Source organism: Dietzia sp. DQ11-38-2, assembly GCF_014145055.1.
Lineage (GTDB): Bacteria > Actinomycetota > Actinomycetes > Mycobacteriales > Mycobacteriaceae > Dietzia.
Genome location: NZ_JAALDW010000428.1, coordinates 9,574 through 20,458 on the forward strand (window position 1 = coordinate 9,574; position 10,885 = coordinate 20,458).

The 10,885-nt window shown below is 66.6% G+C and carries 8 protein-coding genes and 1 pseudogene; 3 read left to right on the forward strand and 6 right to left on the reverse strand.

What is annotated here, in order from left to right; translation table 11 throughout:
- Positions 1-1,233: HEPN domain-containing protein (locus G6026_RS13760; RefSeq protein WP_194307630.1), on the forward strand; the 1,233-nt coding region annotated here is incomplete at its 5' end.
- A 462-nt stretch (positions 1,234-1,695) separates the two neighbouring features.
- Here G6026_RS13760 and G6026_RS13765 read toward each other — a convergent pair.
- The 4 genes from G6026_RS13765 to G6026_RS13780 all read right to left on the reverse strand — a co-directional run bounded on the left by G6026_RS13765 (position 1,696) and on the right by G6026_RS13780 (position 7,186).
- Positions 1,696-2,976 (reverse strand): hypothetical protein, encoded by a 1,281-nt coding sequence (locus tag G6026_RS13765; RefSeq protein ID WP_182613495.1) that lies wholly within the window; start codon positions 2,974-2,976, stop codon positions 1,696-1,698.
- 252 nt (positions 2,977-3,228) lie between these two features.
- Entirely contained in the window at positions 3,229-4,560 is a 1,332-nt protein-coding gene (locus tag G6026_RS13770; RefSeq protein ID WP_182626927.1) for a hypothetical protein, read from the reverse strand.
- Between the two features lie 271 nt (positions 4,561-4,831).
- Positions 4,832-5,932, reverse strand: coding sequence for a hypothetical protein (locus tag G6026_RS13775; RefSeq protein WP_182613497.1), 1,101 nt, complete (start codon positions 5,930-5,932; stop codon positions 4,832-4,834).
- Positions 5,933-6,007: 75 nt separating this feature from the next.
- Positions 6,008-7,186 (reverse strand): phosphotransferase family protein, encoded by a 1,179-nt coding sequence (locus G6026_RS13780; RefSeq protein WP_182613498.1) that lies wholly within the window; start codon positions 7,184-7,186, stop codon positions 6,008-6,010.
- 309 nt (positions 7,187-7,495) lie between these two features.
- On the opposite strand from G6026_RS13780, the gene G6026_RS13785 reads away from it, so the two are divergent.
- Positions 7,496-8,476, forward strand: a complete 981-nt coding sequence (locus tag G6026_RS13785; RefSeq protein WP_182613505.1) for an LLM class flavin-dependent oxidoreductase — start codon at positions 7,496-7,498, stop codon at positions 8,474-8,476.
- On the opposite strand, the gene G6026_RS13790 is transcribed toward G6026_RS13785, so the two are convergent.
- The gene (locus G6026_RS13790; protein ID WP_182613499.1) at positions 8,473-8,997 is read right to left on the reverse strand and encodes a putative immunity protein; all 525 of its coding nucleotides are present in this window, start codon (positions 8,995-8,997) and stop codon (positions 8,473-8,475) included. The two genes, G6026_RS13785 and G6026_RS13790, sit on opposite strands and share 4 nt — an antisense overlap.
- Positions 8,998-9,129: 132 nt before the next feature.
- Here G6026_RS13790 and G6026_RS13795 point away from each other — a divergent pair, with 132 nt between their 5' ends.
- Positions 9,130-10,608 (forward strand): glutamine synthetase family protein, encoded by a 1,479-nt coding sequence (locus tag G6026_RS13795; protein ID WP_182613500.1) that lies wholly within the window; start codon positions 9,130-9,132, stop codon positions 10,606-10,608.
- 52 nt (positions 10,609-10,660) lie between these two features.
- Here G6026_RS13795 and G6026_RS13800 read toward each other — a convergent pair.
- A pseudogene (locus tag G6026_RS13800) lies at positions 10,661-10,885 on the reverse strand (ATP-dependent dethiobiotin synthetase BioD); the annotation flags it as partial.

Consider the following 10,885-nt stretch of genomic DNA (forward strand, 5'->3'; position numbering starts at 1 on the left):
TTTGCCGTTCTGGGTTCGCTGGCGGTGAACCCGAGTGCGGTGACGCTCTGGGGTGTGCGTACGACCCGTCGGCGCTCCCTCGGTTTCGCGATGCCTGATGAGGAGGCTCCGGGCAATCATGAGATGCGAACCGATTGGTGTCTCGTCGGCGACCACATCCCCGACGAAACTCAACCGTTCAGCGAGATCCGGGTGGAAGTCACGAACCTCCATGACTGGGCCGGAATTCCGACGACGAGACACACTATTCCTGCAAAGGGACGCGGTCCGCGCGGCTTCTCCGTAGAGCTTCCCGACGCGCCGCAATCTGCCCTGATCAGTCCGTCGGGGCAGGTCCGCCTTGTCCCGACGGCGACGATCTCGCCGCCCGCTTTCGACGGCTTCAAAGTGTCGACGAATACCGCCGCAGTGTTCAACATTGACGGCGGTCTGGTGCTGACCGACGCACTCTCTCACGTCGCCACGCCGATCGCGAGCTTGATGACACTGCTGTCTGGAGCCAAATGCTCAGTGCGAAAGTTTGGGTTGGCCGAGGGCGACATCAGAGTAAACGTACTGGGACATCAGGTCGATGTGGAGGCGTCAGGAAGCTCAGGTGAGTTGTTCCTATATCGCGGCGACGTCGGTGATGACTTCCTACCTCGCTGGCTGGAACTGGCGCGGCGGGTATCTCCAGTCCCGCAGATCCTCGCGGCTGCTTGGAGCGATGAGTTCGCCACCGTCGAGACCGAGGCGCTCACGCTCGCGACCGCCGCCGAGATGCTTCACCGCCGGCTTTACCCGAACGCGAAGCGCTTCTCCGAAGAGCAAGTCGAGCAGGCAATCGAAGCACTGCGTGACTCGGCGGTTGAGGAGCCGGTCAAGGAGAGCCTGAACAGCGCACTGAGGCAGTGGTGGTCGGACAAGTCGTATCCCCAGCGCCTTAGAGAGATCACCGAACCTGTCGTCGAAGCAGTACCTTCGGCCGTCGGCAAACTCGGTCGGTGGAAAGAGGCGGTGCGCGCCCAACGAGTTGCGGGCGCCCACGGTCTGGGAGAGGAGGAATCGGGGCACGCGTCGGACATCCTCGACGTTTATGCACTCAACCAGTCGCTGCGGTGGGTCCTGACGTTCAGGCTCCTTCTTGAGGCTGGCGTCGCGCCAGACCAACTCGCCGACGCCGCGCAGCGAAGTGAGCGATATGAGACCGCGGCGCGACGGTGGTACGACCGGCTGCCTCACATTTTCAGCTGAGCCCGACTGGCAGTGAAACGGACGCGTCCACCGCAGTGCATTGTCGAGTCTTGGTCGGTGCACGCATGGAGTGGTCGAGTTCGTGCGATCTACAACTCGACACCCTCAGCTTTACATAAGGCCTGCTCCCGGCGTTGGCCTACGGTCTCTGGAACGTGTACAGCCTCGCTCGGCGAGGGCGGACGACGCTGCCGTCCTCGCCGCCACTGAAATTAAGTGAGACGGGGCCAGCGAGCGATGTCTCGGTGTTGGGAAGTTCGCGCACGACTGCATTGGCGGCCGGAAAGTTGCTGAGCGAACCTGGCCCTCTTGTGAGCACGGCGATCCGGCCAGTGGTCACCGTGGTCTGCGCCGTGCTGCCTCACTAGTTAGCGGCTGCGTCACCGTGGCGGAGATGCGGCCGCGGTCAGAGACGTCGTGGCCGTTGAGCCCATTGGCGAATCGCCTTGGTGCCCCCGCTGGCTACTGCTCGTCCGGTGTTTTCTTGAAGCGAGCAAGGGCGGTGGTGTCGAGTGAGGCTAGTGCTAAACCACTCCTCGGTCCGTCGCGCGGCCAGCGCACTCGTCCACGGGTGCTGGGGTGCAGATCGATCGTGTGGCTGGTCCCGTCGGGTCGCTTGGCTATGAGGGTCCTGTCAGCGATCCAGGTGGTGCCGTCGTCGGCGGTGACCTGATCTGCTCGTCGAAATGCAGCTTCTACTCGAGCGATAGTGGTGTCATCCATGACGGGGACGAGTTCACCGTCGACGAGCTCGCGTATTGGATGCTCGTCGGCTTGGACGCGGACGTAGCCGTAACGGGGGTCGGGGCGACTCCCATAGTGCGGGACTTCCAGAACATAGAGACGGCCGTCAAGATCGACGGTTCTGTCCCTGCCCGTCTCTATGGCCCGGTGGACGGTCAGCTCGGCGTCCTCGGTGCGGGTGCAGCGAATGATCTCTTCTGGGGAAGTGATCCAGCAACCATCACGGTCGGCATGAACACGGCGTGTCCACATCTCTCTCGGTTGTTCGATTGCCAGGGGCAGTCGGTACTCGGTCACTCGAGGTGGCGTGGCAGTGGTGTCGATGTGCAGCAGGAGGGGGTTCGATCTATCTATGACCCACAGGTCTGCGTGGTCAATGGCTACTGCTCCCGCATCAAACTCGGTGTCATCGTCGGGTAAGTCGTCGAGGTCGAGGTCCACCAGGATGCCGGTCTCAGCAAAGGCATTGGGGTCGTCGATACCTTTCCATCGCGGCCAGTAAGGATCTGGGGAGGGGTCGAGGTCGCGTAGCCGCTCTGTGCCCGCGACATAATGGATTCCCGTGTCAGTGGACTCCACCCACTTCTCGACGAGTTGCAGACGCCGAATCCTGCCGGTCACCACGCCGGGGTGGCCGCGCACAGCCCGATCGAAGCCGACATCGAGGCGCCCGGTCAGGTGCATCAGCCCGGCGACCGGGGTGTGGTGGTGCCACTCCGCGCTCCAGCCGGCACCGAAAACGTCGAACAACCAGCGCAGCGAACCATCTTCTGCTCCGTACGGGGCGTGTCCGAACCTCGGTTGGACCCTCACCCGAAAGGTGTCCACACCGGGAGCGGAAGGCTCGGCCTCGGAATCGAAACCGAGGACAACGCTGATGACGCCGTCCACGTGAAGCGGAGGCAAGGACCCGCCCTGGAAGACCGAACTGTGGACCATCACCTGGATGGTGTGTCCAGTGACGTCAGGGCTCATGAACTGGTGCGCGTCATAGGCCATAGATCGATGCTATGGAATCTCGACCCCTGCTGCTGGTCACGGTAGACGGGTCCAAGTCGATATTACTGAAAGGGCCGTACTGCAGCTCGGCGGGAGGTGGAGGTGACCCGACCATGTCGACGATCGACACGGTCGCCCCCAGTGCGAGAAGTGCCACCACAGCAAACATGACCAACGCGGTAGGTCGACCGAGGCGCCGCAGCCACGGCCGGGACGCCTCGTTGTTGATGGTCATGGGGGCAACGTATAGCGCTAGCGTCGCCTAGCTCGCAGTATGCGTCCGGCTTGAGGGTTTTCTCGTGGGTGTGGGGCAGCTTCCGGGGGAAGGTCCATGAACGCCGGATCCTGGGACGGGTCCTCCCGGATCCACTGCACCTGGCCCGTCGTTCGGGAGTCCAGGTCGATGGTGTGAACGGTGCGATCGGGTAGTTCAGCTGTCAGGGTGGCGTCGGCAATCCACTTGGTGCCGTCTGTGGTCTCGACTCGGTCGGCTCGCCGCCGGTGGGATTGCACAATGGCAATGATTGAGTCGTCCAAGACTGGGATGAGGTCGCCATCGACGAGTTCACGCACCGGATATTGGTCTGGGTCGATGTGCACGAATCCGTACTGGGGATGGTCGTGAACCGAGTGGTGTGGGTAAGTGCATATGAACAGGCGACCCTCGTGGTCGATCGTGTAGTCCCCGCCCTCGGTGGTCCTGCGGTGCACACTCAGCTCGGTTGGGCCGAGTCGGGCGCAGCGCACGATCTCCTCCGGGGAGGTGATCCAGCACCCGTCGCGGTCAGCATGAACTCTGCGCGACCACTTGTCTGGTGGTGGTTCGATCGACAGTGGTAGGAGGTATTCCACGACCTGAGGTGGGGAGTGGGAGATATCCACGTGCAGAAGTAGGGGAGTAGCCCGATCCATGACCCACACGTCGGTGCCGGAGACAGTTACTGCCCCGGCCTCGAAGTCGGTCACGTCATCGGGGACGGCATCAAGGTCGAGATCCACCAGAACGCCGGTTTCCTGGACTGGATCGTCGTTGGTATTAATCCGCCTCCAATTGGGCCAGTAGCGATCGGGTGACGGGCCCAGGTCGCGTAGTTGGGCGGTGCCGGAGATGAGGCGGGGCCCGGCATCAGTGGCCCGGAATCGTTCCTCGACTAGTTGTAGTCGCCGTATCTTGCCGGTCATCACGCCGGGGTGACCTGCCACGGCTCGCACGAAATCGGGAATCAGACGCCCGGTGAGGTGGATCCGCCCGCTCACTGGGCGATCGTGCGACCAGTAGGCGGTCCAGCCGTCGCCGAGCACTTCGAAATGCCAGAGCAGTGAGGCGTCGTTGTAAGGATGGGGCTGCGGGGCGTGCCCCCACCGCGGGCGAACAGTGACGGGGGCAGTGGAAACGCCGGGGGCGCGTGGATCGCGCTCGGTGATGAACACCGGCACAAGGCTGATGACATCACCGATACGCAGTGGTGGAAGAGAATTGTCCTGGAAGATGATGCTCGGAACGAACACGGGCATCGTGCGACCGGTGGTGCCGGGAAACATAGACATGCCCCACGCACTAGAGGAACCGATGGACGAAGCCATCGGGCGCGGGGTTACCTTGGCCGAGACAGTACGCGGCCCAACGGCCAAAGCGCCACTGATGCCAGACACAGCCGGTAACCCCGGCCCGGTGGAGGCGCCAACCGGCGACTACTTAGACCGTTCAGCTTTACATAACGACGACTATCGGCTACCGAATACTCCCAGGCACGAGTCCGCCGCTAGAGCCGCTACTACTTCGATCAGCGGCGATTTGCCTCCCGGGTGAGCGCGCCTCGAATTCGGGAGATGACCATAGTCGCAGTAGCCGCGACTACTCCGCCATATCCCCCCACCCGCCAAATCCCGACGGGTCGTGCCGGCCCATGTTGGCGTGCTCGAACAGGCCCCAGCCCACATCACCGTTGCAGGTCGCGCGCGCCACGTGGTCCACGACGTTGAACGGCAGCATGTTCACCACGTCCGGGGAGGTCATGTCGTAGGTGACGGACTCGCTCCAGTCGCGGCCCATCCAGCGACCGTGTGACCAGGCCGGGTCGCCCACGTAGCCCGCGCCCATGCTCAGCGGGACACCGCCCAGCGTCTCGACCTCCAGCAACAAGGCCTCACCGCGAGGCGTGGTCAGGTGCAGCCGGGCGCACTCCGGGTGGCGGGTGCCGCTGCGGTAGTCGACCTCCAGCCGCGGCCAGCCCAGCTGCTCGGTCCGTCCGTCGGCGAAGACCCGGCTCGCGTGGTTCAGCGTGCGGTGCCCGTCGGGGCTCTCCTGCAGGATCACGACCATCGCGTAGTCGTCGAAGCGCAGCGGGATATACGTCCACCAGAACCCCTCGCGCGGCTCGGCGGCCCACCGGCCCGGCGGATCGGACTCGCCGCTCGGGCGGATCCCCCACGAGCGGTCCCGGGTGCCCAGCCACACGTCGGGGTCGACGCGGAAGTCACGGCCATCGACCGAAAGCGTCCCCGACCAGCTGCCGACCTGCGCGAACCGGCTCGCGTCCAGCATCGCGCGCGTGCCCTCCAGCAGGACGTGCCGGTCCTCGAGCACCGCATCGAACGAGCCCTGCCAGGTCATGTCCATCGACAAGTCCGGGTGCTCGCAGATCAGGCGCAACGACCGCAGCGGGTCGATCACCTCGATCCGGTACCGGCCCACCGCCGGTTCCAGCGACCGCGACTCGAGTGCGTCGGAGAACCGCACCGACCGCTGCGTGTCGCCGTGGCGCACCGTCGCGAACGCGTCCACCACGCCGAGATTGGGATACACCCCGAACCCGGTCACCAGGAACACCTCCCCGGTGCGGTCGTGCGCGTTGAAGTAGTAGCGGTCGTAGAAGTTCCGATCGCTCGTGCCCACCTGCGCCATCGGCAGCGGCGTCTGGTGGACGGGGAACTCGTCGAGCGGGGTGGGTTTCACGTGGATCCTCGGGCAGTAGTCGGCCGCTGGGGCAGCGGGGGAGAGGCTGGTGGGAGCGGCGGGCCGGTGGCGTAATCAGTCGGCGATGAGCTGCGCCAACTTGGTGTGGTGGAGGACGTACTCGTCCGGGTGGGCGGGGGTCTCCACCTCGCCGAAGTGGATACGACGGCGAGTGATCCGCGACAGGATCACGGCCTGCCGCAGCCCGGCGTACACGTAGTAGAACGGCAGATCCCGGACCGTGGATCCGGTGAGGTGCTCGTACTGCTCGACGACCTCGCTGTGCTCGAACAGGTCCGGAATCCCGGGGAAGTCAAAGGCCACCGCGAGTTCCTGGAAGACGTCGTGGAAGTACAGGAACCAGCCCAGATCCACCTCGGGCGGCGCGATGGTGGCCATTTCCCAGTCCAGGACTGCGGTCGGTCGGGTTCCGTCGTAGAGAATGTTGCCGATCCGCGCATCGCCCCAGCTCAGGGCGTCCGGGCTGGTCTCGTCGGGCCAGTGGGCCTCGATCCAGTCGAAGGCGCGGTCGATGACGGGGATGGTCAACCCGTCCTCCCGGGTCGTCCACTGGTAGTAGGCGCGCTGCTCATCCACGTGGGCGCGCAGTGCGCTCATGCCGGGGGCGGGGGCGAGCGAGGACACCAGGTCGGCGGGCTGCGGGATCTGGTGAATCGCCGCCAACACGGCCAGGGACTCCTGTTGCACCTTCCGCCGCTGCTCGGGGTCCATTTCCAGGAGCCAGCCGTCGAAGACGTACGGGGGGTTGTCGACCGGGGCCCGGCCGCTGGCCCGGTCCATCACCAGGAACGGCGTGCCGAGAACGGCCGGGTCCTGCTCGAGCCAGCGGACGCGGGGGACCGGTAGGTCGGTGTTCTCGCGGACCACTCTCATCACGTCGAACTGCTTCTGCAGGTCGTAGACGGGGAACACCGGGAACGCGTCGTCCTGCGGGCACATCCGGGCCACCAACTCCACGGACTGGCGCTCGCTCGACCCGGCCGGGGTCCACGCGGCGTCGAACAGCACCGAGATGTTGGACATCCCCGAGCTCTCCGGCCGGCTCACCGCAGAGACCTCGACCCCGGCGTCGGAGTCGACCTCGTCCCGGCCGGCCAACCACAGGGTCAGGCGCTCACGGAACTCATCGAGGTCGGCCTCGCCCGAGGTGATGCGTTGGTTGAGTGGTTCGTCTGATCGCGTCGATGTCGAACTGGACTCGGTGGACGTCACCTGCGTCGCGTGGTCAGTCATCTGGTGTGGACCCTTCGTGCGGACCTGCCGCGCGGGCGGTACCCACGCTCGGATCAGTGTGACCCACAGCACATGAGGAAGTGCTCGAAATGCGCAACCCGGCGCCGTTCCCGCCGGAGTGAGGGCGCGCGTTGTCGTCGTCGTCATACTCAGGCGTAGAGGCGGACCGCCTGGCGTCTCGCCCGGGGGGGTGGGGGTGTCGACAAGGGGATCGGTGATCCGTCACCGATCCCCTCGCGTCGGTAGCCTCGGATTGCGGGTCTTGCCGACTCGAAACCTCGAAAAGTGAACGCAGAAAAAGGTGTGCAGTTGTCGATCCCCTTGAGCATCCTCGACCTGGTCTCCATCTCCGACGGCTCGACCGCCCGGGAGGGCATCGCCGCCTCGATGGAGTCCGCGCGCCTCGCGGACCGGCTCGGGTACCACCGGCTCTGGTTTGCTGAGCACCACAACACCCCCAACCTCGCGTCCAGCGCCACGGCACTGTTGATCTCGCAGGCGGCCTCGGTGACGGAGAGGATCCGCGTGGGTTCCGGCGGGGTGATGCTGCCCAACCACGCGCCGCTCATGGTGGCCGAGCAGTACGGCACGCTCGCCAACCTCCACGGCGACCGGATCGACCTGGGCCTGGTCCGCGCCCCCGGGACCGACGGGATGACCGCCCAGGCGCTGAGCCGGTCGTCGGCCGAACCGCAGGCCTTCGCGCAGCACATCTACGACCTGCAGGCGTGGTTCGGCGAGGCCGGCACGGCGCACAGCACCCCGATCCTCTCGTCGGTCTCTCAGGGCATGGAGGTGCCGATCTGGGTGCTCGGGTCCACCGTCAACGGCGCCTCGATCGCCGGTCAGCTGGGTCTGCCGTTCTCGCTGGCCTCGCACTTCGCGCCCGACCAGATCGACGACGCCATCCGCGTCTACCGGGAGTCCTTCAGCACCGAGGCCCCCACCGCGCGCCTCGACACGCCCCAGGTGATGGCCGGGATCAACGTGATCGTCGCCGACACCGACGCTGAAGCGCAGCGACAGTTCACCACCCTCCAGCAGATGTTCCTCGACCTGCGGGCCGGGCGACGCCGCAAGATCCAGCCGCCCGTCGACCCGGAGCAGTTCGCCGGCAGCTCGCCCGGGATGCTCGAGATCAGCGCGGTGGGATCGCCGGCCACCGTCAAGGCGCAGCTGGACGAGTTCGTCGCGCGCACGGGCGCGGACGAGCTGATCACCGTGACCTACGCGTACGACCCGGCGGTGCGGAACCGGTCGATCGAACTGCTGGCGGAGCTGTGGTTCTAACCGCGTTCCCGAATCGCTGAGTCGAGAGCGCTCATCAGCTGCGAGACGCGTGAGCTGCCAGTCGGTGCCTCCGGGTACCGACGAAGAATCGCGGGCACGGGCGGGGTCGCCCGACCGGCCAGGGCTCGAACCGTGTCGCGTTCCGAAGTGCCGGTCCGTACTTCGGTCACCCGCGCGGCGCACGCAGCTGCGCGGAGTATGTGTCCGACCTGTGACGCCTTGGCGATCGGGTGAAGGTAGGCGGCGGCCGCGGCGTCACCACAGGCGAGTGCCGCGAGCTGCGCGCTCTCGTCGGAGACCTCCTTGGCCGCGCGGTGGGAGGCGACGGCGGCGCTTCGTTGCAGGTTCGACCGCCGAGCGCCGTCGGCGAACGCGCGCGCCGCGTCGATCGCGTCTCGTGGACGTGAGTCATCCGGGGCCACGGCGTCGAACTCGGGGAGCAGTCCCTCAGCGCAGTCGGCGGCGAACCGCACGACCGCTCGTAGCTCGTCCATCGTCAGATCGAAGTCCGCTGCGCCCATGGCCCCATTCTCCCGTGCTCTGGGCAGAATCACGTTCCAGGGAGAGTCACGTTCCAGGCGAAGTCAGGCGGTCTCGCCCGGCGAACGCGCTCCTCCGGTGGGGACTGCCCCGCAACGCTGATACAACGAGGGATGCCCATCGACGCATTCGAACCCCATCCCCTCGTCCGCCTGCTCGGCATGCCTTCGGCGGAGTTCACCGCGAACGCCCTCGTCCGAGCGGTCGAAGAGCTGGGACTGGAGCAGGTGAACCTGCGCTACGTCGGCGGCGACGGTCGTCTCAAGACCCTGGCCTTCCCCATCAACTCCCGCCAGCACCTCCACGAGGTTCTGACGCGAGGCGAGCGCGTGGACGGCTCGAGCGTCTTTCCCGGGACCGACACCGACGCCAGTGACGTCTACATCGTCCCGCGGCACCGCACCGCTTTTCTCAACCCCTTCGGAGAGCGGATCTCCCTCGACGTCCTGTGTTCCTTCTACCGCGAGGACGGCACGCCGCTGCCGTACGCGCGCGAGCAGGTCGTGCGCCGCGGCGCCGAGGTGCTGACCCAGGAGACCGGCATGACGCTCGAGGCGTTCGGTGAGCTGGAGTACTACCTCGTCGACCGGCCCGAGGCGCTCTATCCCGTCGAGGAGGAGCGCGGGTACCAGGAGTCGGGGCCCTTCTCCAAGCACGAGCGGGTGCGCGAGCAGGTGCTGGGTCACCTCTCCTCCATGGGGGTGCCGCTGAAGTACGCCCACGGCGAGGTCGGCAACATCCTCGAGGACGACCGTCAGCTGGTTCAGCACGAGATCGAGCTCCAGCCGGTGCCGCTGGAGCAGGCCGCCGACAACCTCGTCCTGGCGAAATGGGTGGTGCGCGAGGTCGCCTACTCCCACGGCCTCGAGGCGACGTTCGCGCCGCTGGTCAGCGGCGAGGGCGCTGGGAACGGCCTGCACATCCACAGCCGACTGGTGCGTAACGGCACCAACACCCTCGTCACCAAGGCGGGGATCAACGCCACCGGGCGACGGTTGATCGCCGGTTACCTCTCGGCGGCCAGGGCGCTGTCCGCGGTCGGCAACACGGTCCCCACGTCCTACCTGCGGTTCACCGCCGGCGACGAGTCGCCCGAGGACATCTGCTGGGGGGAGAAGGACCGCACCGGTCTGGTCCGGGTCCCACTGGCCTGGGGCGGCGACGTGCTGGCCGGCATGGTGGCCCACGCCAATCCCGGCAGCACCGAGCCCGTCCCCGAACCGGCCACGCACCCCCAGACCATCGAGTTGCGACTCGGCGACGGCTCGGCCGACGTCCACCTGCTCCTGGCGGGTATGGCCGTCGCCGCGACGCGCGCGTTGGGAGATGACGGCAGCCTGGAGTTGGCGGACCGCCTCAACGCTGACACCAATGACGATTTCGAGCAGCTGCCCACCTCGTGTGGGGAGGCGGCCGACGTGCTGGAGGCCGAGCGCGAGATGTTCGAAGCCGACGGCGTCTTCCCCGGGAAACTGATCGACGCCCTGCTCGCCGGCTTGCGCGACGCCGACGCCGACGAGGTAGCCGGTGGAAAGGGCGACGACGAGGCCGCGCGCGAGGAGCTCATCCGCCGCCACTGGCACGTCGGCTGAGTTCAGCCGCCGAGCGGTCCCCGCAGGGGGATCCGGTCTGGGTCCGCCGTGCCTACGGTGTCGGAACAGTCGTCGGCCGGTACACCTCTCGGAGTGCGTCGAGGGCGCCGGAGTCGAACCACGCGGGGGCGGACCGGGTGAACTCCACGTGATCCAGCCGACCGGCCCCCGCGGGCACCCGGCCGAGCACCGGAACCCCGGCCAGGCGGGGCAGGTCGTCCAGATTGCAGCGCTCGGCGAGGTCGGGGTCGTCCGGCCACGAGCCGATCACGATTCC

What these genes read in the sequence shown, in the direction of transcription:
- G6026_RS13765 (WP_182613495.1), bottom strand. Translation starts at nt 2,976, where the DNA reads ATGGCCTATGACGCGCACCAGTTCATGAGCCCTGACGTCACTGGACAC.
- G6026_RS13770 (WP_182626927.1), bottom strand. Translation starts at nt 4,560, where the DNA reads ATGGCTTCGTCCATCGGTTCCTCTAGTGCGTGGGGCATGTCTATGTTT.
- G6026_RS13780 (WP_182613498.1), bottom strand. Translation starts at nt 7,186, where the DNA reads ATGACTGACCACGCGACGCAGGTGACGTCCACCGAGTCCAGTTCGACA.
- G6026_RS13790 (WP_182613499.1), bottom strand. Translation starts at nt 8,997, where the DNA reads ATGGGCGCAGCGGACTTCGATCTGACGATGGACGAGCTACGAGCGGTC.
- G6026_RS13795 (WP_182613500.1), top strand. Translation starts at nt 9,130, where the DNA reads ATGCCCATCGACGCATTCGAACCCCATCCCCTCGTCCGCCTGCTCGGC.